The sequence below is a fragment of the Streptomyces sp. NPDC006261 genome (genome assembly GCF_040613515.1).
Taxonomy (GTDB): domain Bacteria; phylum Actinomycetota; class Actinomycetes; order Streptomycetales; family Streptomycetaceae; genus Streptomyces.
Window position 1 is genome coordinate 1 of sequence record NZ_JBEXSI010000061.1, and the last position, 22,490, is coordinate 22,490.

The window sequence follows — 22,490 nt, forward strand, 5'->3', positions numbered from 1 at the left end:
CCCCGCCGCGCGCCGGCGGCGGGGGCGCGGCGGGGGCGTTGCTTTGCGCGTCGGTGGGCGTGGCGGGGGGGGGGGGGGGGGCCGCCCCCCCCCGCCCCCCCCCCCCCCCGCCACCTCTCCGGCTCAGCGCCCCCGGCCGCCCTGCTTCGGCTGGGTCAGACCGGCCCGCCGCAGTGCGTCCGCCATCGCGCTGTTCGCCGGAGCCGGAGCGCCCTGCCCCTGCCGGGATCCACCGCCGCCACCGCCGCGCCGGTCCCGGTCACCGCCCTGACGGGGCTGGCCACTGCCCCGACCGCCGCCGGACCCCTGGCCGTTCTGCCCCTGTCGCTGCTTCGGCGGCCGGGCGCCCCGCTCACCGCGGCCCTCACCGCGCCCCTGCCCACCGCCCGCGCCCGGCTCGTCGTCCAGCCGCAGCGTCAACGAGATGCGCTTGCGCTGCGCATCGACGTCCATGACCTTGACCTTCACGATGTCCCCGGGCTTCACGACATCGCGCGGGTCCTTCACAAACGTCTTCGACAGCGCCGACACATGCACCAGACCGTCCTGGTGGACGCCGATGTCGACGAACGCGCCGAACGCCGCCACATTCGTCACGACGCCCTCCAGCACCATGCCGGGCTCCAGGTCGCCGAGCTTCTCGACGCCCTCTTTGAAGGTCGCCGTACGGAACGCGGGCCGCGGGTCGCGCCCCGGCTTCTCCAGCTCCTTCAGGATGTCCGTCACGGTCGGCAGACCGAACATGTCGTCCACGAAGTCCGCCGCGCGCAGCGACCGCAGCGCCTCCGTGTTGCCGATCAGCGAGGCGACCTCGCCGCCCGCGGTCTTCCCCATCCGCCGCACCACGGGGTAAGCCTCCGGGTGCACGCTGGAGGCGTCCAGCGGGTCGTCGCCGCCCCGGATCCGCAGGAAGCCCGCGCACTGCTCGTACGCCTTCGGGCCAAGACGCGCCACGTCCTTCAGCGCCTTGCGGGAGCGGAAGGGGCCGTTGGTGTCGCGGTGCGTCACGATGTTCTCGGCGAGCCCCGAGCTGATCCCTGAAACCCGTGAAAGCAGCGGAGCGGAGGCGGTGTTGACGTCCACACCGACTCCGTTCACACAGTCCTCGACGACCGCGTCCAGCGAACGCGACAGCTTCACCTCGGACAGGTCGTGCTGGTACTGGCCGACGCCGATCGACTTCGGGTCGATCTTCACCAGCTCGGCCAGCGGGTCCTGGAGCCGCCGCGCGATCGACACGGCGCCGCGCAACGACACGTCCATGTCGGGCAGTTCCTGCGAGGCGAAGGCGGAGGCGGAGTACACCGAGGCGCCCGCCTCCGAGACCATCACCTTGGTGAGCTTCAACTCCGGGTGCTTGTCGATCAGTTCACCGGCGAGCTTGTCCGTCTCGCGGGACGCCGTGCCGTTGCCGATCGCGATCAGGTCGACCGCGTGCTCCTTCGCCAGGTGCGCGAGCTTCGCCAGCGCCTGGTCCCACTTGTTGGCGGGCACGTGCGGGTGGATCACATCGGTGGCGACCACCTTTCCGGTCGCGTCGACGACCGCGACCTTGACCCCCGTACGGAAACCGGGGTCCAGCCCCAGCGTGGCCCGCGTCCCGGCCGGGGCGGCGAGCAGCAGGTCACGCAGGTTGGAGGCGAAGACCCGCACCGCCTCGTCCTCCGCCGCCGTGCGCAGCCGCAGCCGCAGATCGATGCCGAGGTGCACCTGGATCCGGGTCCGCCACGCCCAACGCACGGTGTCGCCGAGCCACTTGTCGCCCGGGCGGCCCCGGTCGGCGATCTCGAAACGGCGGGCGATCATGTTCTCGTACGTGGAGGGGCCCGGCCGCTCGGCGGCCTCCGGCTCCTCCGGCTCCAGGACCAGGTCGAGTACGTTCTCCTTCTCGCCGCGCAGCATGGCGAGCACCCGGTGCGAGGGCAGCGCGGTGAACGGCTCCGCGAAGTCGAAGTAGTCGGCGAACTTGGCGCCCGCCTCCTCCTGGCCCTCACGCACCTTCGCCACCAGCCGGCCGCGGGTCCACATGCGCTCGCGCAGCTCACCCGTCAGGTCGGCGTCCTCGGAGAACCGCTCGGTGAGGATGGACCGCGCGCCCTCCAGGGCCGCCGCGGCGTCCGCCACGCCCTTGTCGCCGTCCACGAACGCGGCAGCGGCGGCGAGCGGATCGGCCGACGGGTCGGCGAGCAGGCCGTCCGCCAGCGGTTCTAGCCCCGCCTCCCGGGCGATCTGCGCCTTCGTCCGCCGCTTCGGCTTGAACGGCAGGTAGATGTCCTCCAGGCGCGCCTTGGTCTCGGCACCCCGGATCGCGGCCTCCAGCGCGGCGTCGAGCTTGCCCTGTTCGCGGACGGACTCGAGGATCGACGTACGCCGCTCCTCCAGCTCCCGCAGATACCGCAGCCGCTCCTCCAGCGTGCGCAGCTGCGCGTCGTCGAGCGATTCGGTCGCCTCCTTGCGGTAGCGCGCGATGAACGGCACGGTGGAACCGCCGTCGAGCAGCTCGACGGCCGCCCTGACCTGTCGTTCACGTACGCCGAGCTCCTCGGCGATCCTGCCTTCGATGGACGTCGTCACGGTTTTCCCGACTCGCCTTCTCGTACTGGCTGTGCTGGTCGTGCTCGCGGTGCGATGAGCACGTTCTTACCTAGGCTTACCTAGGCCTGCATTCTGCCGGGTGGCCGGGGCCGGTGTCGCGTGACCTCGGGGAACACGCCGGGAGCCCCCGCCACCGCTTGCGAGGGCTCCGGCGCGGCAGCGGGGGTCAGCGCCCGGTCGCCTCGGCCGGGAACGCGCCCGCCGCGGCCGCCGTGAACAGGAAGCCGCGGCCCAGCTCGGTGAGCCGCTCCACGCCTTCCGCGCCCAGGTGTTCGTACGGGGCCCTGTCCATCCGGTCCGTCACCTCTTCCACCTCCGCGCGCAGCGCCGTCCCCGCGTCGGTCAGCGCCGGCTCCTCGCCCGACTCCAGCAGCCCGCGCTCCCGCAGCCGGCCGGACGCCGCCTCCCAGTCGGTGCGGCGCCAGCCGCGGGAGGACAGGATCCAGCGGATCGCCATGCCCTTGCCGGTCGCGGTGTGGCTGACGAGCGACTCCAGCGGGTCCAGACCGGCGGCGAGCAACGCGGCGAGGTGGGCGTCCCCGCGGTGTTCGCGCAGCAGGGTCGCGGCGTGCCAGAACGCCAGGTGCGGTTCGTCGGGCACCGGCAGCTCCGCGTGGGCCGCGTAGAGCGGGCGGGCCTGCGGGGTGCAGGCCTCGGTGGCGCGCAGCGCGAGCCGGGCCGCCTCCGCCATCTCGTCGGAGGCGATGATCTCCTCGCCGAGCAGCCGCCGCAGCGTCGAATCCGCCGCCCGCAGCCGCGCCCCGAGCACCTGCTCGGGCGAGGCCACGGACCAGACGGCGGGCACATGCTCAGCCACCAGGGCCGGGTTGAAGTTGTAGAAGGTCGCGGTGACGGTGCCCGCCCTCACGGGCCCGAACGCGGCGGCCCGGGTGGCGAAGTAGACGGCGCTCGGGTCCTCGATGCCGAGCTTGCCCAGCTCGGCGCCCAGGTCGGGGGAGAAGAAGAGGCACGAGTGCAGCGGGTTGACGGCGTTGTGACAGCGGCGTTCCGCGCGGACCGGGAGAGTACTCATACCTGCACGTTACCGACTGGTCGGTACGGCGGGAAGGCCGGGGAGCGGTCCAGCACGGGGAACGGCGTGATGGCAGAAAAGGTGGGGTATTCGTCGTTGTGGCCATCGCCGCCCGCCGCCCAGGATGGCGGGTGTGACCCAGCGAACCGTTCCCGCCGCCCTCTTCGACGGCATCCAGAGCCTCGACGTGACCGGCCCGATGGAGGTCTTCGCCGGGGCCTCCCGCGCGCCGGGCGTCTCCTACGACCTGCACACCGCCTCCCTCGACGGCGGCCCCGTCCGGGCCCGGAACGCGCGGGCGAAGTGCCGGGGCGAGAGCTGGGCGCGGGCCGCGAGGGCGTCCACGGCGAGGTCCGCGTCCGGCGCCCCCGGCGCCGAGGTCGTCTGCGTCGCTGAACGTACCGGTCCCTTGGCCAACGACAGCGGCAGCCTCCACCTCGTCGCCCACCAGACCTTCGCCGAGGTCCCGTCCCCCGACCTGGTGATCGTGCCGGGCGGTCCGGGACAGGACGACCAGATGGAGAACGCCACCCTGCTCGGCTGGCTGCGCGCGGTGGACGCCACCACCACCTGGACGACCTCCGTCTGCACCGGCTCCCTGCTGCTGGCGGCGGCCGGACTGCTCAAGGGCAGGCGGGCCACCTCGCACTGGCTGGCGCTGGAGGCACTGAAGGAGTTCGGCGCCGAGCCGACGGGGGAGCGGGTGGTGTTCGACGGGAAGTACGTCACCGCCGCCGGCGTCTCCTCCGGCATCGACATGGGCCTCACCCTGCTCGGCCGGATCGCAGGCGACGACACGGCGCGCTCGGTGCAGCTGCTCACCGAGTACGACCCGCAACCGCCCTACGACTGCGGATCCCCCGAGAAGGCACCGGCGGCCCTCGTCGAGGAGTGGCGGGCCAGGAGCCGCCACATCATCCGGTAGCGCCGGTCGCATACGTGAAGTGCGGCGCGCGCCGCTCCAGGAAGGCGGCGACCCCCTCCGCGGTGTCGCCGCTGCCCCGCGCCTGGCCGGCCCAGTACACGTCCCGGTCCTGCCGCCCCGCCGCGAACTCCTTCGCCGCCGCCTGCGTCAGCTGGGAGCGCGAGGCCAGTACCCCCGCGTACGCCGCCACCCGCTCGTCCAGTCCGCCGGCCGGCAGCACCTCGTCCACCAGCCCGGTGCGCAGGGCCCTGCCCGTGTCGATCAGCTCACCGGAGAAGAGCAGATGCTTCGCCGTGGCCGGGCCCACGAGGGCGACCAGCCGCCGCGTGGAGGAGGACGGGTAGACGATGCCGAGCTTGGCCGGAGTGACGCCGAACAGCGCGCCCTCCTGCGCGAACCGCAGATCGCAGGCGGCCGCCAGTTGGCTGCCGCCGCCCACGCAGTAGCCGCGCACCGCGGCGAGCGTCGGCCGGGGGAACGCGGCCAGCGCCTCTTCGGCGGCCACCGCGAGCGCCTGGGCGTCCCCGGCGCTCTCCCGCAGCGTGGAGATGTCCGCGCCGGCACAGAAGGTGTCCCCGGCGCCCGTCAGCACCAGCACGCGGACCGCCGGGTCGGCGGCCAGCCGCTCCAGCAGCTCCGGCAGGCTCCGCCACATCGCGGCGGTCATGGCGTTGCGCTTGGTGGGGTGGCTGATCACGACGGTGGCGATCCCGCCGTCGACGGAGCAGAGCAGCTGGGGTTCCGTACGGTCCATGCGCCGGATGCTATCCGCAGGGTTCGAACCTATGATCAAGAAGGGGTCGCGCACGGACACGCACCGTGAAGGAGCTGTCGATGAACGGACCCACCGCCGAAGGCCAAAAGCACGGACGCGGCACCAAGGGCGGTAGGCGCGGAACCACCGCCGAGGGCAGAAAGCTCACCCGCAGTTTCAGCTGGCTCGCCCTGCTCGGCACGCTGCTGGTGATCGCGGGGATCGTCGGCCTGATCTACACCGGAGTCGCCACCCTCACCTCGATGCTGCTCTTCGGCTGGCTGCTGCTGATCGGCGGCATCGTCGGTCTGGCGCACGCGATCGAGTCGCGCGGCACCAACTACTTCTGGCTGGGCGTCGTGGTCGCCGCCCTGAACCTCGCCGCCGGTGTGGTGGTGATCCGCCACCCGGAGGGCACCGCCGAGGCGCTGACCATGTTCGCCGCGCTGCTCTTCCTGACGGGCGGGGTGTTCCGGCTGGTCGGCAGCGTCGTCGTGCGCGGCCCGCAGATGGGGTGGACGCTCCTGCAGGGCGCCTTCGGGCTGCTGCTGGGCCTGCTGGTGCTGTTCGACTGGCCGCACAGCAGCCTGTACGTCCTCGGGGTCTTCTTCTCACTGGCCCTGCTCTTCGACGGCCTCGGACTCGTCGCCGTCGGGGTCGGCGGCCGGCGCATCGTCAGCATGGTCTCGGACCGGCTCGATGTACCCGGCCCGGCTACGGACAGTCCGCCCAAGGCCCCGGACGACGGGCAGAAGTAGTCCACCACCTGGCGCCATCGCGCACCTTCGGTCAAATAGCGCCGATACACAGCTACTTCCGATCAGTGGCACGGTACGGACCAAGCCATTCCCAACACTCTTTACTCGACGGTCAGTGCAGTGCGAGTGAGAGCTGGTGCCGGACGATGGAGAGTCTCGGGAGTGCCCCTGCCGAACCCGTGTCCCACGAGGGGGTGTGGCGCTTCACCGCCCCCGCCGTCGATGTGTCCGTGCCCCAGGCCCGGCACGCCGTACGCGACCTGCTCGACCGCCAGGGCGTGCCGATCGAGGACGACATCCTCCAGGGGGTGCTGCTGATCGTCTCGGAGCTGGTCACCAACGCCGTCAAACACGCGGCGCTGCTCTCGCCGGAACTGGCGGTCGAGGTGGCCATAGGTGCCGACTGGGTCAGAGTCTCCGTCGAGGACAACCACCCCTACCGGCCCACCGCGCTGGAGACGGACTACGCGCAGACGGGCGGCCGCGGGCTGCTGCTGGTCAAGGAGGTCACCGCGGAGGCGGGCGGGACCTGCGACGTGGAGCACACCGCGAGCGGCGGCAAGATCATCTGGGCGGCGCTGCCGTTGAGGACGCAGCTCTGACCGCCCCGTACGCGATCCGCGCGAGGGTCACCAGCCCGCGGACGGCCCCGTCAGCTCACGGATCGCCGGACGCGCCGCGTCCAGCACCGTCATGAACCACGCCGAGAACGGCGCCTGCGCATGCCGCTCCGCCAGCTCCGCCGCCGTCACGAAGGCCGTCTCGCCGACCTCCTCCGGGTCCGGCTTCAGCTCCTCCTGCGCCATCCCCACGAACAGGTGGTTGAACTCCTGCTCCACCAGGCCCGAGGCCGGGTCCGGGTGGTTGTAGCGGACCGTGCCCGCCTCGGCGAGCAGCGAGGGCGCGATCCCCAGCTCCTCGTACGTACGCCGCGCGGCGGCCGCGAAGGGGGCCTCACCCGGGTAGGGGTGCCCGCAGCAGGTGTTCGACCAGACGCCGGGGGAGTGGTACTTGCCGAGGGCCCTGCGCTGGAGCAGCAGCCGTCCGTGCTCGTCGAAGAGGAAGACGGAGAACGCGCGGTGCAGCTGTCCAGGGGCCTGGTGGGCCGCCAGCTTCTCCGCGGTGCCGATGGTGGTGCCGTTCTCGTCGACCAGTTCGAGCATGATCGCTTCTGCGGTGCCGTTCGACGAGCTGTGCGTCGCGGTGGCTGGTGTGGTCGGCATACCCATCCTTGTCTGTGGTCCCCGGCCTCGTGCGCCGGACCCCTCGAGTCCGGCCAAGTCTGCCGTACAAAAGCCGCTTGTCCGTACTTCGGTTCCGGGCATGTCCGCCCCGCCGTGCCCTGCGAGCGCGGCGGGGCGGACGGGGGCGTCAGGCCCCGAAGGCCGCCGGCTAGCGGATCATGCCCACCGGAACCGGAACGGAATCGTCCAGGACCAGCGCCATCATCGCCTCGCCCGGCACCTCGGATTCCGGCCGGACCCCGTGGCGCGACGCCGGTTCGAAAGCCCTCGCCGCGCACCGCTGTGTTCCCAGAAGTCGCGCGCCGCGGCCGGGGGTGCGTCGTGCCGTCCATGCGCGCTTGGAGATCATCATCGCGCCGCCGGGGGCGAGTAGCGGCAGCCAGTGGCGTACGGCGGTGGCGAAGCCGATGCGGTACGCCGACCCCTCCGCCCGGGTCGTGGACGGTCGGGGAGAGGACCGGCCAGAGCGAACAGCCGGCGCGTGGCGGCGTCGGGGCCGGGGCTCTGCCGGGGGAGACGGTGGTGCGGGGTGACGAACGACTCGGTGCGCGAGGCGTCGTCGGTGGGTCGGTCGACGTGGGAACGCTTGCGTGTGGGGTCTCCGACCTGATCCGGGAAGAGGTGGGCCTAGACGCGAACCCGGGGGATGAGGAAGGACCGGTTGCCGCGCCGGAAAGGCGTCGTCGCGACCGTCGTCAACCTCAGCTCCCCTCGAAAGGGTCCGGGTGCATCCGGGGCCGTCCACCACGAGACTCGACGTCTCGGCGAAATCACCCTAGCACCGCCGCCGCGCCCGGCTCAGTGGCGGAGAACGAGGCTCAGTGGCACAGATGCGCCTCGTGCTCCGCGTGGCCGCTCGGCTCCAGCTGGAAGGTGCAGTGCTCCACGTCGAAGTGGTCCCCGAGGCAGCCCTGCAGCTCGTGCAGCACCTTCTCGTGCCCTATCGAGTCGAGCATCTCCTGGCGCACCACCACGTGCGCGGAGAGCACCGGCATCCCCGAGGTGATCGTCCAGGCGTGCAGGTCGTGGACGCCCAGGACGCCGGGCAAGGCCGTGATGTGGGCCCGTACCTCCGCCATGTCCACACCCTTGGGCGCCGCCTCCAGCAGCACGTTCAGGGTCTCCCGCAGCAGCTTCACCGTCCGAGGGACGATCATCAGGCCGATCACCAGGGAGGCGATCGGGTCGGCGGCCTGCCAGCCCGTCGCCATGATGATGCCCGCCGCGATGATCACGGCGAGCGAGCCCAGGGTGTCGGCCAGCACCTCCAGATAGGCACCCCGCACGTTCAGGCTCTCCTGCTGTCCACGCGTCAGCAAGGAGAGGGAGACGATATTGGCCACCAGACCGACCGCGGCGAACGCGATGGCCAGGCCCCCCTTCGTCTCGGCCGGGGTGATGAACCGGTCGACCGCCTCGAAGACCAGATAGCCGCCGACCCCCAGCAGCAGGAGGCAGTTGGCGAGCGCCGCCAGGATCTCGGCGCGGGCGAAGCCGAAGGTGCGGTTCGGCCCGGCCGGCCGGTTGGCGAAGTGGATGGCGAGCAGCGCCATCCCGAGCCCGAGGGCGTCGGTGGCCATGTGGGCGGCGTCCGCGATCAGGGCCAGCGAGTCGGAGAGCACCCCGCCGACGATCTCCAGGACCATCACGCTCAGGGTGATTCCCAGGGCGACCCGGAGCCTGCCCCGGTACGCGGCGGCAGCCGTGCCCGTCGGGGGCGGCCCGCCGTATGTGTGCCCGTGATCGTGGCCAGCCCCCATGCGAAACGCCTCCGGTGTCCGTGCGACAGCGTCGGCGAAACCGCCCGACGACGCCAGTGAACTACGGGTGGGGGGTATCGGGCAACACGGTACTGAACACCGTTGTCATATGCCCTGACCTGCGGAAACGTTCCGCAGGTCAGGGCACTGACGTGATCACTTACGGGCGTCTGCCCGCGCCTCCGGGTGGTGGAGGCGCCACCCCTCCCAGGCCGACTCCACCATCGAACGGACGTCCCGGCGGGCCGTCCACCCCAGCTCCCGCACCATCCGGGCGTCCGAGGCCACAGCCTTCGCCGCGTCCCCCGGACGGCGCGGCTCCACCACCGGCTCCACCGGGTGCCCGGACACCTCGCGGATCACGTCGATCAGCTCCCGTACCGAGACGCCCTCGCCCCGGCCGACGTTCAGCGTCAGATCGCCGCCCTCCCGCACGCCCAGCTTCCGCGCCACGGCGAGATGAGCGTCGGCCAGGTCGGCGACGTGGATGTAGTCACGGACACAGGTGCCGTCGGGCGTGGGGTAGTCGTCGCCGAAGATCCGGGGCGCGTCACCGCGCGTCAGCCGGTCGAAGACCATCGGGACGATGTTGAAGACCCCGGTGTCCGCCAGGCCCGGCTCGGCCGCGCCCGCCACGTTGAAGTACCGCAGACAGGCGGTGGAGATCCCGTGCGCCTTCCCCGTCGCCCGCACCAGCCACTCCCCGGCGAGCTTGGTCTCACCGTACGGGTTGATCGGCAGGCAGGGCGTCTCCTCGGTGATGAGGTCCACATCCGGTACGCCGTAGACGGCTGCCGAGGAGGAGAAGAGGAAGCGCCGCACGCCCGCCGCGACCACGGCCTCCAGCAGCACGGTCAGCCCGGCGACGTTCTCCCGGTAGTACAGCAGGGGCTGCTCCACGGACTCGCCGACCTGCTTCTTCGCCGCGAGATGCACCACACCGCTCACCGCGTGCTCGGCGAGCACCCGGTCCAGCAGCGCCCGGTCCGCGGCCGAGCCGTCCACCAGCGGGACGGCGTCCGGCAGCCGGCCCACGACGCCCGTCGAGCGGTCGTCGAGCACCACGACCCGCTCACCCGCCGCCACCATGGCCCGCGCCACGTGCGCCCCGATGTATCCCGCTCCGCCTGTGATCAGCCACGTCATGACCGTCAGCCTAAGCCTCGCGCCCGCCCGGTCCGACCGGTGGTTTGTGGGCCGGGGCACCGATCGATGATGATGATCGGACACGGAACCGGCACGACCCCGTCCACCCGGACAGCGCGCAAACGGGTGGTGAACTCGGCCTTCCGTTCATCCGATAGCCTCAGCCGACATGCCGCCGGCCCGCCTCGTGGCCGTGCTGCCGAGCGTCGTCCACCGTCAGTGCCAAGGAGTGAGTTCGTCTGTCGACCGCCATCCTCACCGGTACGCCGGTACCCGGGTCGTCGCTCGCGGACGATCTGAGGGCCCTGGGCTTCGACGTGCTGAGTGCCGCCGACGCCGGTGACGCCGCAGCACTCCTCACCGCCGTCCCGGCCGAGCGCAGGGTCGCCCTCGTCGACCCGCGCTTCGTGGGCCACGTCCACGCGCTGCGGCTCGGACTGACCGACCCGCGCTTCGCCGCCGCCACCGTCCCCGGTGCGCTCACCGCCCGGCCCGAGGCCCGGCCGGCGCTGCTGCGCGCGCTGCACCGCACCACGGCCGCGGTCGGCGCGGGCGCTCCCATCGCCGACCCGGACACCGAGCCGGCACCCGAGGACCGCACCGTCCCCGGCCGCATCGCCGTCGCGCTGGAGGCCGAGGGCGTCGCCGTACAGCGCCCCGTCCTCGGCTCGCTCGTCGCCGCCGTCCCCACCGACCTCCAGCAGCAGGCCGCGGCCGTGGCCGAGGTCGCCTCGGTCGACGACGAGGCGGTACGGCTGCGCAGTGCGGTCAAGTCCCGCGACGGCTTCTTCACCACCTTCTGCATCAGCCCCTACTCCCGCTACATCGCCCGCTGGTGCGCCCGCCGGGGCCTCACCCCGAACCAGATCACCACCGCCTCTCTGATCACCGCGCTCATCGCGGCGGGCAGCGCGGCGACCGGCACCCGGGGCGGCTATGTCGCCGCAGGGATCCTGCTCCTGGTCTCCTTCGTCCTGGACTGCACCGACGGGCAGCTCGCCCGCTACTCGCTGCAGTACTCGACGATGGGCGCCTGGCTGGACGCCACGTTCGACCGGGCCAAGGAGTACGCCTACTACGCCGGGCTCGCCATCGGCGCCGCCCGCGGCGGTGACGACGTATGGGTCCTGGCGCTCGGCGCGATGGTCCTCCAGGCCTGCCGCCATGTCGTGGACTTCTCGTTCAACGAGGCCAACCACGACTCGGTCGCCAACACCAGCCCCACCGCCGCCCTCTCCGCCACGCTCGACAACGTCGGCTGGACGGTGTGGGTGCGGCGGATAATCGTTCTGCCGATCGGCGAACGCTGGGCCATGATCGCCGTGCTCACCGCGCTCACCACACCCCGTACCGTCTTCTACGCCCTGCTCGTCGGCTGTGCCCTGGCCGCCTGCTACACCCTGGTGGGCCGCCTCCTGCGCTCGGTGACCCGCAAGGCCAGACGCACCGAGCGCGCGGCACGGGCGCTGGCGGACCTCGCCGATTCGGGCCCCCTGGCCCAGGCCGTCGCCTCCCTCGTCCGCGGTCCGAAGAGAGCGCTGACGGCCCCGGCTGCCGCCCTCATCGGGACCTTCGTGATGGTCGGCGCCGCGCTCTTCCTCCCGTACGGCAGCTGGCTCACCGTCGTCGCGGCGGCGGTCCACGTCCTGCTCTCCGGCTTCGCCGTGGCCCGACCTCTCAGGAGGGCGCTCGACTGGCTGGTGCCGCCGTTCTTCCGGGCCGCGGAGTACGTCACGATCCTCGTGCTGGCCGCCCGCAGCGACGTCCCCCACGCCGTTCCGGCGGCCTTCGGGCTCGTCTCGGCCCTCGCCTACCATCACTACGACACGGTCTACCGAATTCGCGGCGGCACCGGCGCACCGCCTCAGTGGCTGGTGCGGACGATCGGTGGCCACGAGGGCCGTACGGCACTGGTGGCCGTTCTCGCCGCCGTATTCACCCACACCTCAGGTTTCACCATGGCTCTCACCGCCCTCGCGGTGGCCGTGGCTCTGGTGGTGCTCGTGGAGTCCATCCGTTTCTGGGTGTCCTCCTCGGCCCCCGCCGTACACGACGAAGGAGAACTCGCATGATCGGCCTCGTACTGGCAGCCGGTGCAGGACGACGTCTGCGCCCCTACACGGACACGCTCCCCAAGGCGCTCGTCCCGGTCGACGGTGACAAGACGGTCCTCGATCTCACGCTCGCCAACTTCGCCGAAGTCGGACTCACCGAGGTCGCGATCGTCGTCGGCTACCGCAAGGAGGCCGTCTACGCCCGCAAGGCCGAGCTGGAGGCGACCTACGGCGTCACCCTCACGCTCATCGACAACGACAAGGCCGAGGAGTGGAACAACGCCTACTCCCTGTGGTGCGCCCGTGACGTCATAAAGCGCGGCGTGATCCTCGCCAACGGCGACACCGTGCACCCGGTCTCCGTCGAGAGGACCCTTCTGGACGCCCGCGGCAAGGGCCAGAAGATCATCCTCGCCCTGGACACCGAGAAGAGCCTCGCCGACGAGGAGATGAAGGTCATCACCGAGGAGGGCAAGGGCGTCCAGCGCATCACCAAGCTGATGGACCCGGCCACCGCCACCGGTGAGTACATCGGCGTCACCCTGATCGAGCCCGAGGCCGCCGAGGAGCTCGCGGACGCGCTGAAGACCACCTTCGAGCGCGACCCCGACCTCTACTACGAGGACGGCTACCAGGAGCTCGTGAACCGCGGCTTCACCGTCGACGTGGCCCCCATCGGCACCGTGACCTGGGTCGAGATCGACAACCACGACGACCTGAAGAAGGGCCGGGAGATCGCGTGCCAGTACTGACCCGGCTCATTCCGTCCCCGGTGGTCGTCGACATCCGGCGCGGCGCCATGGACGATCTGGCGGGTCTCCTGGCCGATCAGCGGATCTCCTCCTCGGGCAAGCTCGCCATCGCGATCAGCGACGGCTCCGGGCGCGTCCTGCGGGAGCGGCTCGCCCCGGTCCTGCCGGGTGCCGACTGGTACGCCGTCTCCGACGGCACGATCGACTCGGCGGTGAAGCTCGCCGACGACATCAAGGGCACCCGGTACGACGCGGTGGTCGGCCTCGGCGGCGGCAAGATCATCGACGTGGCGAAGTACGCCGCGGCGCGGGTCGGGCTGCCCATGGTCGCCGTCGCGACGAACCTCTCGCACGACGGCCTGTGCTCACCGGTCGCCACGCTGGACAATGACAACGGACGCGGCTCCTACGGAGTACCCACCCCGATCGCCGTGGTCATCGACCTCGACGTGATCCGCGAGGCGCCCGCCCGGTACGTCCGTTCCGGTATCGGTGACGCCGTCTCGAACATCTCCTGCGTCGCCGACTGGGAGCTGGCCCACGAGGTCAAGGGCGACGAGATCGACGGTCTCGCGGCCGCCATGGCCCGCCAGGCCGGCGAGGCCGTGCTGCGCCACCCCGGCGGGGTCGGCGACGACGCCTTCCTCAAGGTGCTGGCCGAGGGGCTCGTGCTGACCGGCATCTCGATGTCGGTCGCGGGCGACTCCCGTCCGGCCTCCGGTGCCTGCCACGAGATCAACCACGCCTTCGACCTGCTGTACCCCCAGCGGGCCGCCAGCCACGGTGAGCAGGTCGGCCTCGGCGCCTGCTTCGCCATGCATCTGCGCGGTGCCCGCCAGGAGGCCCTCCTGATGGCTTCGACACTGCGCCGCCACGGTCTGCCGGTGCTGCCCCAGGAGATCGGCTTCAGTGTCGACGATTTCGTCCGGGCCGTCGACTACGCGCCGCAGACACGACCGGGGCGCTTCACCGTCCTGGAACACCTCAACCTGTCCACCGACCAGATCAGGGACGCGTACGCCGACTATGCCTCGACCATCAGTAGCTGAACTCCGTCCGGTCGTGCACCCTCCGGGAGTGAAGGACCGGCGCAGCGGCGAGCACTGGGCCGGCCGCATGTACATGCGCGAGATCTCCCTGCGGGTGGACCGCTATCTGGTGAACACCCGGGTCACCCCGAACCAGGTCACGTACGTGATGACACTGGCCGGAGTCCTGGCAGCCCCGGCCCTGCTGGTGCCGGGCATACCGGGCGCCCTGCTCGGCGTGCTGATGGTCCAGCTCTACCTGCTGTTCGACTGTGTGGACGGCGAACTGGCCCGCTGGAAGAAGCAGTACTCGCTCAGCGGCGTCTACCTGGACCGGATCGCCGCCTACCTGTGCGACGCGGCGGTGCTCGTCGGCCTCGGCCTGCGCGCCGCCGACATCTGGGGCGAGGGCCGGATCGACTGGCTCTGGGCGTTCCTCGGGACCCTTGCCGCGCTCGGCGCGATCCTGATCAAGGCCGAGACGGACCTGGTCGGCGTCGCCCGCCACCAGGGCGGGCTGCCGCCCGTGAAGGAGGCGGCGTCCGAGCCCCGCTCCTCCGGCATGGCGCTGGCCCGCCGGGCGGCCGGGGCGCTCAAGTTCCACCGGCTGATCCTCGGGATCGAGGCCTCGCTGCTGATCCTGCTGGTGGCGATCCTGGACGCGATCGGCGGCGACCTCTTCTACACCCGCCTGGCCACTGCCGTCCTGGCCGGCATCGCGCTGCTGCAGACCCTGCTGCACCTGGTCTCCGTCCTGGCGTCCAGCAGGCTGAAGTGACCTCTCCCATGAAACTGGGCGCGGTGATCATCACCATGGGCGACCGCCCCGACGAGCTCCGCGCCCTCCTCGATTCGGTCATCGCGCAGGAAGGCGACCGGATCGAGGTCGTGGTGGTCGGCAACGGAGCCCCGGTGGGGTCCGTGCCGGCCGGTGTACGGACCGTGGAACTGCCCAAGAACCTCGGAATCCCCGGCGGCCGCAACGTCGGCATCGAGGCGTTCGGTCCCTCCGGCGCGGATGTGGACGCCCTCCTCTTCCTCGACGATGACGGGCTGCTCCCGAACCGGGACACCGCCGAGCTCTGCCGGCAGGCGTTCGGGGCGGACCCGAAGCTCGGCATCATCACCTTCCGGATCACCGACCCGGACACGGGCGCCACCCAGCGCCGCCATGTGCCCCGGCTCCGGGCGGCCGACCCGATGCGCTCCTCGCGCGTGACGACCTTCCTCGGCGGCGCCAACGCCGTACGCACCCGGGTCCTCGCCGAGGCCGGCCCCCTGCCGGAGCAGTTCTTCTACGCCCACGAGGAGACGGATCTCGCCTGGCGGGCGCTGGACGCGGGCTGGATGATCGACTACCGCGCGGACATGGTCCTCAACCACCCCACCACGGCCCCTTCCCGGCACGCGATCCACCACCGCATGGTGGCCCGCAACCGGGTCTGGCTGGCCCGCCGGAACCTGCCCGCCCCGCTGGTCCCCCTCTATCCGGGGGTCTGGCTGCTGCTGACCCTGGTCAGGCGCCCGTCGCCGCCCGCCCTGAAGGCGTGGTTGGGCGGCTTCCGGGAAGGCTGGGCGACGCCCTGCGGACCGCGCCGCCCGATGAAGTGGCGTACGGTGTGGCGGCTGACGAGGCTGGGACGACCTCCCGTCATCTGAGAAGCTTTCCTCTGAGAGCATGAGGCGTATTTTCTTTCCGGGACCTGTCCGCCTGAGCCGCGCCCGCGACTGGTTGCGCGTGAAGACGAGAGTTTCAACTTGTGAGTGACACGACCCACGACGGTGGGGTTGCCCTCGGGGCCCCGCCGTCCGCCGACGAGGGCCTCGGCGCGGCCCAGCTGGCCGCCAAGTACGGCCTGACCGTGAGCGGCGCCCGGCCGGGGCTGTTCGCCTACCTGCGACAGCTCTGGGGCCGTCGCCACTTCATCCTGGCCTTCTCCCGGGCGAAGCTGACCGCTCAGTACAGTCAGGCCAAACTCGGCCAGCTGTGGCAGGTGGTCACCCCTCTCCTGAATGCTGCTGTCTATTACCTGATCTTCGGTCTGATCCTGGGGACCAGGAAGGGCATTCCCGAGGACGTCTTCGTGCCGTTCCTCGTCACGGGCGTCTTCGTCTTCACTTTCACCCAGAGCTCGGTGATGGCGGGCGTCCGCTCCATCTCCGGCAACCTCGGACTGGTCCGGGCCCTCCACTTCCCCCGGGCCTCGCTGCCCATCTCCTTCTCGCTCCAGCAGCTCCAGCAGCTGATGTACTCGATGGTCGTGCTGCTCTCGGTCGTCGTCATCTTCGGCAGCTACCCCTCGCTGTCGTGGCTCCTGGTGATCCCCGCCCTTGTTCTCCAGTTCTTCTTCAACACCGGCCTGGCCCTCGTCATGGCACGGCTCGGCTCCAAGACCCCCGACCTCGCGCAGCTCATGCCGTTCATCACGCGGACCTGGATGTACGCCTCGGGCGTCATGTTCTCCATCCCGGTGATGCTCCAGGACAAACCGGCGTGGATCGCCGACGTGCTGCAGTACAACCCGGCGGCCATCTACATGGACCTGGTCCGCTTCGCGCTGATCGACGGCTACGGCTCCGAGAACCTGCCGGACCACGTCTGGGCAGTGGGCCTCGGCTGGGCCGTCCTGCTGGGCGCCGTGGGATTCGTGTACTTCTGGAAGGCAGAGGAACGGTACGGCCGTGGCTGAGGACAACACGCAGGGACGGATTCCCACGGTCATCGCCGACGATGTCCACATCGTCTACCGGGTCAACGGCACCGGCGGCGGCCGGGGCAGCGCCACCGCGGCGCTGAGCCGCATGATGCGCCGCGGCAAGGGCGAGCCGCGCGGGGTCAGAAAGGTGCACGCCGTACGCGGCGTCTCCTTCACGGCCTACCGCGGCGAGGCCATCGGCCTCATCGGCACCAACGGCTCCGGGAAGTCGACGCTGCTGCGGGCCATCGCGGGCCTGCTGCCGACCGAGTCCGGCCGCGTCTACACGGACGGCCAGCCCTCGCTGCTCGGTGTGAACGCGGCGCTGATGAGCGACCTCACCGGCGAGCGCAACGTGGTGCTGGGCGGCCTGGCCATGGGCATGACCCGGGACGAGATCCGCGAGCGCTACGACGAGATCGTGGACTTCTCCGGCATCAACGAGAAGGGTGACTTCATCACCCTGCCGATGCGTACGTACTCCTCCGGCATGGCGGCGCGCCTGCGCTTCTCCATCGCCGCGGCCAAGAACCACGACGTCCTCATGATCGACGAGGCGCTGGCCACCGGTGACCGCAAGTTCCGCATCCGCTCCGAGGCGCGGATCCGCGAACTCCGGAAGGAGGCGGGCACCGTCTTCCTGGTCAGCCACAACAACAAGTCGATCAGGGACACCTGCGACCGGGCGCTCTGGCTGGAGAAGGGTGAGCTCCTGATGGACGGCCCCACCGAGGAAGTCCTCAAGGCGTACGAACGCGAGACGGGCAAGTAGCTTCCCAGCCACCCGTGGCCTCCGCCGGACCGCTTCCGGCGGGGGCCGCAGCGGTGTCCGGGGCGGTGCCGGGGCGATGGAGGCCACCCGCAGTAGGCCTCGGGGGGTGATCTCCTCCCGACGGATGACGTCAATCCACCCCCGTACGAGCAAGGTTGACGGACGGTGCGGTGTCCGCGCCGCGGGCGCTCCACCCCGGCGCACCTCTGTGAGCTGTGCAACGTAAGCTGTAGCGGTGCTGATTCATGGCAAGTAGGGCGATACGCCCCCGGCGCTCCGCCCGCTGTGCCGCAGTGCACTCGGAAGAATGAGCGGCGTGTCCGAAAAGGGATGCTTTGGGTCAGCAGTGTAGAACGGGAGATGTGACGGCAATGACGGAAAATCTCCAGCTCCGACGTGGTTTCGCCGTCCCCGCGCCGGGCGGTCCGCAGTGACCTCGACCCCACAGGCGCGCACCGGTGACGCCACGCTCGGCAAGGCCGCGGACGAGAACTTTCCCGTGGCCCCCTTCTTCCTGCCCCGCGCCTGGCGCGACGACCTGATGGCGGTCTACGGCTACGCCCGGCTCGTCGACGACATCGGCGACGGCGACCTCGCCCCCGGCGGAGCCGACGCCCGCCACCTGGGCCTGGAGCCGGACCAGAGCGACGACCGGCTCGCCATGCTCGACGCCTTCGAGACCGACCTGCACCGGGTCTTCGCCACCACCGGCCAGGAGCCGCACCACCCCCTGCTGCGCGCCCTGCGCCCCACCGTGCGGCGCCGCGCGCTCACCCCCGAACCCTTCCTCGGCCTGATCGAGGCCAACCGGCAGGACCAGAAGGTCCGCCGCTACGCCACCTACGGAGAGCTCGCCGCCTACTGCGAGCTCTCCGCCAACCCGGTCGGCCGCCTGGTCCTCGCCCTGACCGGCACCACGAGCCCCGAACGCGTGCGCCTCTCGGACGCGGTCTGCACCGCGCTCCAGATCGTCGAGCACCTCCAGGACGTGGCCGAGGACCTCGCACGCGACCGGATCTATCTGCCCGCCGAGGACATGGACCGCTTCCGGGTCACCGAGGCCGACCTGGCCCGGCCGTCCGCGGGCGCCTCGGTCCGTGCCCTGATCGCGTACGAATCCGAACGCGCGAGCGAGCTGCTGCTTGACGGCATCCCGCTGGTGGGGAGCGTCAACGGCAGACTGAGGCTCCTCCTCGCCGGATTCGTCGGCGGCGGGCGCTCCGCCCTCGCGGCGGTCTCGGCCGCCGGATTCGACGTACTGCCCGGGCCGCCCAGGCCCACCAAGCCCAGCATGCTGCGCGAAGTCGCAGTCGTCCTGCGAAGAGCGCGTAGAGAGGGGTGAGCCGGACCGTGGAGGGACAGACGACGTACATGTCGCCGCCGGTGCAGGCCGCATACAGTTACTGCGAGGCCGTCACCGGACAGCAGGCCCGGAACTTCGCCTACGGCATCAGGCTGCTGCCGTACGAGAAGCGGCAGGCCATGTCGGCGCTGTACGCCTTCTCCCGTCGCGTCGACGACATCGGCGACGGCGCGCTGGACCCGGCGACCAAGCGGACCCGGCTGGAGAGCGCCCGTGAGCTGCTCGACCGGATCCGGCACGGCAAGGTCGAGGAGGACGACACCGACCCGGTGGCCGTCGCCCTCGCCGACGCCGCCCGGCGCTTCCCGCTCCCGCTGGACGGTCTCGACGAGCTGATCGACGGCGTCCTCATGGACGTCCGCGGCGCCACGTACGAGACCTGGGACGACCTGAAGACCTACTGCCGCTGTGTCGCCGGGGCCATCGGGCGCCTCAGCCTCGGCGTCTTCGGTACGGAACCGGGCGCACCCGGCGCCGAGCGGGCCTCCGAGTACGCCGACACCCTCGGCCTCGCCCTCCAGCTCACCAACATCCTGCGCGACGTGCGCGAGGACGCCGCCAACGGGCGCACCTACCTCCCCGCCGACGACCTGGCCAAGTTCGGCTGCTCCGCCGGCTTCCACCGGGCCACCCCGCCGCCCGGCTCCGACTTCTCGGGCCTCGTCCACTTCGAGGTGCGCCGGGCCCGGGCCCTGTTCGCCGAGGGGTACCGACTCCTGCCGATGCTCGACCGCCGCAGCGGCGCCTGCGTCGCCGCCATGGCCGGGATCTACCGCCGCCTCCTGGACCGGATCGAGCGCGACCCCGAGGCCGTGCTGCGCGGCCGGGTCTCGCTGCCAGGCCACGAGAAGGCGTACGTCGCGGTGCGCGGCCTCTCCGGTCTGGACGCCCGCCATATCTCGCGGCTGACCACCAGGGGGCGGGCCTGATGCGTTCCGGCGTGCCCGGCGCCCGGTCAACCCTCCGGTGGCCCCACGCGTCCACGACTGCGACGATTCCTGCCGGGTCCCCGGCGATCGGTGACGACCCGGCGAGGGGGGCGGGCATGAGCGACGAGAGCCCGCGCCCCGTCGCGGTCGTCGTCGGAGGGGGCCTCGCCGGCATCACGGCGGCCCTCCGCCTCGCCGACGCCGGGCTGGACGTGACCCTGCTGGAAGGGCGGCCCCGCCTCGGCGGCCTCGCCTTCTCCTTCCAGCGCGGCGACCTCACCGTCGACAACGGCCAGCACGTCTACCTGCGCTGCTGCACCGGCTACCGCTGGTTCCTCGACCGCGTCGAGGGTGCCCACCTCGCCCCCCTCCAGGACCGCCTGGACGTCCCCGTCCTGGACGTCGGCCGGTCCGCCGGACCTCGCCTCGGACGGCTGCGCCGCACCGGCCTGCCCGTGCCGCTGCACCTCGCCGGCGGCCTCGCCGCGTACCCGCACCTCTCCCTCGGGGAGAAGGCGAACGTCGGCCGTGCCGCCCTCGCCCTCGGCCGCCTCGACCCCGCCGACCCGGCCCTCGACCGCGTCGACTTCGCCACCTGGCTGCGGCAGCACGGCCAGTCCGAGCGCGCCATCGAGGCGCTCTGGGACCTCGTCGGCGTCGCCACCCTCAACGCCACCGCACCCAACGCCTCCATGGCACTGGCCGCCAAGGTCTTCAAGACCGGCCTGCTCTCCGAGCCCGGTGCCGCCGACATCGGCTGGGCCACCGTGCCGCTCGGCGAGCTGCACGACACCCTCGCCCGCAAGGCCCTGGACACCGCGGGCGTCCGCACCGAGCTGCGCGCCAAGGCAGGGTCCCTGACCCGTACCGAGGACGGCCGCTGGAGTGTCGAGAGCGCGGGGGAGCGGATCACCGCCGACACCGTCGTCCTCGCCGTACCGCAGCACGAGACCCACGATCTGCTGCCCGCGGGCGCCCTGGACGAGCCGGACCTGCTCCTCGACATCGACAACGCGCCCATCCTCAACGTGCACGTCGTCTACGACCGCAAGGTGCTGCGCCGCCCCTTCTTCGCCGCGATCGGCTCCCCGGTCCAGTGGGTCTTCGACCGCACCCACTCCTCGGGGCTGAAGGGCCCCGGGCAGTATCTGGCGGTCTCCCAGTCCGCCGCCCAGGACGAGATCGACCTGCCCGTCGCCGAGCTGAGGACCCGCTACCTGCCCGAGCTGGAGAGGCTCCTGCCCGCCGCACGTGGTGCGGGCATCCGGGACTTCTTCGTCACCCGCGAGCGCACCGCCACCTTCGCGCCCGCCCCGGGTGTCGGCCGGCTGCGCCCGGGCCCCCGTACGCGGCTGCCCGGACTGCAGCTGTCGGGCGCCTGGACCGCCACCGGCTGGCCCGCGACGATGGAGGGGGCCGTGCGCAGCGGCTTCCAGGCCGCCGACGCGGCCCTCCACGACCTCGGCCGCCCCCATGGACATCCGCTGCAGGAGGCGGCATGAGCAGTACCACCGGAACAAGAGGAGAGTCAGTGACCCCGGCGAATCCGGCTTCCGACACCGTGGCGCAGACCACGGACGTCACCGCGCTTCTGGAGCGCGGACGAGCCCTGTCAGCGCCGGTGCTGCGGGCTGCCGTGGACCGGCTGGCGCCGCCCATGGACACCGTCGCGGCCTACCACTTCGGCTGGATCGACGCCGAGGGACGGCCCTCGGACGGCGACGGCGGCAAGGCCGTGCGCCCCGCGCTCGCCCTGCTGTCGGCCGAAGCGGCGGGCGCCCCCGCCGAAGCGGGAGTCCCCGGCGCCGTTGCCGTCGAACTCGTGCACAACTTCTCGCTGCTGCACGACGACCTGATGGACGGCGACGAGCAGCGCCGCCACCGCGACACCGTATGGAAGGTGCACGGCCCCGCCCAGGCGATCCTGGTCGGTGACGCGCTCTTCGCGCTGGCCTACGACGTCCTGCTGGAGCTCGGCACGGTCGAGGCGGGCCGCGCGGCCCGACGGCTGACCTCGGCCACCCGCAAGCTCATCGACGGGCAGGCCCAGGACATCTCCTACGAGCACCGCGAGCGGGTCACCGTCGAGGAGTGCCTGGAGATGGAGGGCAACAAGACCGGCGCCCTGCTGGCCTGCGCGGTCTCCATCGGGGCGGTGCTCGGAGGCGCCGACGACCGCACCGCCGACACCCTGGAGACGTACGGCTACCACCTCGGCCTCGCCTTCCAGGCCGTCGACGACCTGCTCGGCATCTGGGGCGACCCGGAGGCCACCGGCAAGCAGACCTGGAGCGACCTGCGCCAGCGCAAGAAGTCCCTTCCGGTCGTCGCCGCGCTGGCCGCGGGCGGGCCGGCCTCCCAGCGGCTCGGGGAACTGCTCGCCGCCGACGCCAAGAGCAACGACTTCGACAGTTTCTCCGAAGAGGAGTTCGCCGCCCGCGCGGCGCTCATCGAGGAGGCCGGCGGCCGCGAGTGGACCGCACAGGAAGCGCGTCGTCAGCACGCGGTCGCCATCGAGGCGCTGCACGGTGTCGACATGCCGCATCAGGTACGGGCGCAGCTCACCGCGCTCGCGGACTTCGTGGTGGTGCGGAAGCGGTGATCAACACCCGCATATGACTCGCAGTCGCCGGCCGGCGCCCTGACCAGGGCGCCGGCCGACGGAGACCCCAGCACAGCAG

20 protein-coding genes and 1 pseudogene are annotated in these 22,490 nt (G+C 71.6%); 14 read left to right on the top strand and 7 right to left on the bottom strand.

Annotated features, from left to right (window positions below; all coding sequences use genetic code 11):
* Positions 1-123 precede the first annotated feature (123 nt).
* The gene (locus ABZ154_RS29230) at positions 124-2,574 is read right to left on the bottom strand and encodes a Tex family protein (protein WP_356837372.1); all 2,451 of its coding nucleotides are present in this window, start codon (positions 2,572-2,574) and stop codon (positions 124-126) included.
* 187 nt (positions 2,575-2,761) lie between these two features.
* On the bottom strand, positions 2,762-3,628 hold the full coding sequence (locus ABZ154_RS29235) for a hypothetical protein (protein ID WP_356837373.1): 867 nt from the start codon (positions 3,626-3,628) through the stop codon (positions 2,762-2,764).
* A 133-nt stretch (positions 3,629-3,761) separates the two neighbouring features.
* On the opposite strand from ABZ154_RS29235, the gene ABZ154_RS29240 reads away from it, so the two are divergent.
* Complete coding sequence (locus tag ABZ154_RS29240) at positions 3,762-4,553, top strand: DJ-1/PfpI family protein (RefSeq protein ID WP_356837374.1); 792 nt, start codon at positions 3,762-3,764, stop codon at positions 4,551-4,553.
* Here the strand turns inward: ABZ154_RS29240 and ABZ154_RS29245 are convergent.
* Entirely contained in the window at positions 4,543-5,307 is a 765-nt protein-coding gene (locus ABZ154_RS29245; protein WP_356837375.1) for an enoyl-CoA hydratase-related protein, read from the bottom strand. The genes ABZ154_RS29240 and ABZ154_RS29245 overlap by 11 nt on opposite strands.
* Positions 5,308-5,387: 80 nt before the next feature.
* Here ABZ154_RS29245 and ABZ154_RS29250 point away from each other — a divergent pair, with 80 nt between their 5' ends.
* Positions 5,388-6,065: a DUF308 domain-containing protein gene (locus ABZ154_RS29250; protein WP_356837376.1), complete on the top strand. Its 678-nt coding sequence runs from the start codon at positions 5,388-5,390 to the stop codon at positions 6,063-6,065.
* 146 nt (positions 6,066-6,211) lie between these two features.
* Positions 6,212-6,667, top strand: a complete 456-nt coding sequence (locus tag ABZ154_RS29255; RefSeq protein WP_356837377.1) for an ATP-binding protein — start codon at positions 6,212-6,214, stop codon at positions 6,665-6,667.
* A gap of 27 nt (positions 6,668-6,694) precedes the next feature.
* Here the strand turns inward: ABZ154_RS29255 and idi are convergent, their stop codons facing one another.
* The 4 genes and pseudogenes from idi to galE all read right to left on the bottom strand — a co-directional run bounded on the left by idi (position 6,695) and on the right by galE (position 10,215).
* The gene (gene idi / locus ABZ154_RS29260) at positions 6,695-7,288 is read right to left on the bottom strand and encodes an isopentenyl-diphosphate Delta-isomerase (protein ID WP_356837378.1); all 594 of its coding nucleotides are present in this window, start codon (positions 7,286-7,288) and stop codon (positions 6,695-6,697) included.
* Positions 7,289-7,570: 282 nt separating this feature from the next.
* Positions 7,571-7,870, bottom strand: a pseudogene (locus tag ABZ154_RS29265) (transferase); the annotation flags it as partial.
* A gap of 257 nt (positions 7,871-8,127) precedes the next feature.
* Entirely contained in the window at positions 8,128-9,069 is a 942-nt protein-coding gene (locus tag ABZ154_RS29270; RefSeq protein WP_356837379.1) for a cation diffusion facilitator family transporter, read from the bottom strand.
* Positions 9,070-9,225: 156 nt separating this feature from the next.
* Entirely contained in the window at positions 9,226-10,215 is a 990-nt protein-coding gene (gene galE / locus ABZ154_RS29275) for a UDP-glucose 4-epimerase GalE (RefSeq protein ID WP_356837380.1), read from the bottom strand.
* Between the two features lie 317 nt (positions 10,216-10,532).
* Here galE and ABZ154_RS29280 point away from each other — a divergent pair, with 317 nt between their 5' ends.
* The 11 genes from ABZ154_RS29280 (at position 10,533) to ABZ154_RS29330 (ending at position 22,411) form a co-directional block, all read left to right on the top strand.
* Positions 10,533-12,287: a DUF5941 domain-containing protein gene (locus ABZ154_RS29280; RefSeq protein ID WP_356837381.1), complete on the top strand. Its 1,755-nt coding sequence runs from the start codon at positions 10,533-10,535 to the stop codon at positions 12,285-12,287.
* A complete protein-coding gene (locus tag ABZ154_RS29285; RefSeq protein ID WP_356837382.1) occupies positions 12,284-13,021 on the top strand; it encodes a phosphocholine cytidylyltransferase family protein in 738 nt (245 codons plus the stop codon). The genes ABZ154_RS29280 and ABZ154_RS29285 overlap by 4 nt, the downstream gene beginning before the upstream one ends.
* A complete protein-coding gene (locus ABZ154_RS29290) occupies positions 13,009-14,070 on the top strand; it encodes an iron-containing alcohol dehydrogenase family protein (protein WP_356837383.1) in 1,062 nt (353 codons plus the stop codon). Before ABZ154_RS29285 ends, ABZ154_RS29290 begins: the two co-directional genes overlap by 13 nt.
* On the top strand, positions 14,048-14,827 hold the full coding sequence (locus ABZ154_RS29295) for a CDP-alcohol phosphatidyltransferase family protein (protein WP_356837384.1): 780 nt from the start codon (positions 14,048-14,050) through the stop codon (positions 14,825-14,827). Before ABZ154_RS29290 ends, ABZ154_RS29295 begins: the two co-directional genes overlap by 23 nt.
* Before the next feature lie 8 nt (positions 14,828-14,835).
* Positions 14,836-15,708, top strand: coding sequence for a glycosyltransferase (locus ABZ154_RS29300; protein ID WP_356837403.1), 873 nt, complete (start codon positions 14,836-14,838; stop codon positions 15,706-15,708).
* Between the two features lie 101 nt (positions 15,709-15,809).
* Positions 15,810-16,739 carry an ABC transporter permease gene (locus ABZ154_RS29305; RefSeq protein WP_356837385.1) on the top strand — a complete coding sequence of 310 codons (930 nt, stop codon included), beginning with the start codon at positions 15,810-15,812 and terminating at the stop codon, positions 16,737-16,739.
* Positions 16,732-17,517 (top strand): ABC transporter ATP-binding protein, encoded by a 786-nt coding sequence (locus ABZ154_RS29310; RefSeq protein ID WP_356837386.1) that lies wholly within the window; start codon positions 16,732-16,734, stop codon positions 17,515-17,517. Before ABZ154_RS29305 ends, ABZ154_RS29310 begins: the two co-directional genes overlap by 8 nt.
* 430 nt (positions 17,518-17,947) lie before the next feature.
* Positions 17,948-18,859, top strand: coding sequence for a squalene synthase HpnC (gene hpnC / locus ABZ154_RS29315; protein WP_356837387.1), 912 nt, complete (start codon positions 17,948-17,950; stop codon positions 18,857-18,859).
* Positions 18,860-18,888: 29 nt separating this feature from the next.
* Positions 18,889-19,809 (top strand): presqualene diphosphate synthase HpnD, encoded by a 921-nt coding sequence (gene hpnD, locus ABZ154_RS29320; RefSeq protein WP_356837404.1) that lies wholly within the window; start codon positions 18,889-18,891, stop codon positions 19,807-19,809.
* A gap of 116 nt (positions 19,810-19,925) precedes the next feature.
* On the top strand, positions 19,926-21,311 hold the full coding sequence (gene hpnE / locus ABZ154_RS29325; protein ID WP_356837388.1) for a hydroxysqualene dehydroxylase HpnE: 1,386 nt from the start codon (positions 19,926-19,928) through the stop codon (positions 21,309-21,311).
* Positions 21,308-22,411, top strand: a complete 1,104-nt coding sequence (locus tag ABZ154_RS29330) for a polyprenyl synthetase family protein (protein ID WP_356837389.1) — start codon at positions 21,308-21,310, stop codon at positions 22,409-22,411. The genes hpnE and ABZ154_RS29330 overlap by 4 nt, the downstream gene beginning before the upstream one ends.
* The last annotated feature ends 79 nt before the right edge of the window (positions 22,412-22,490 follow it).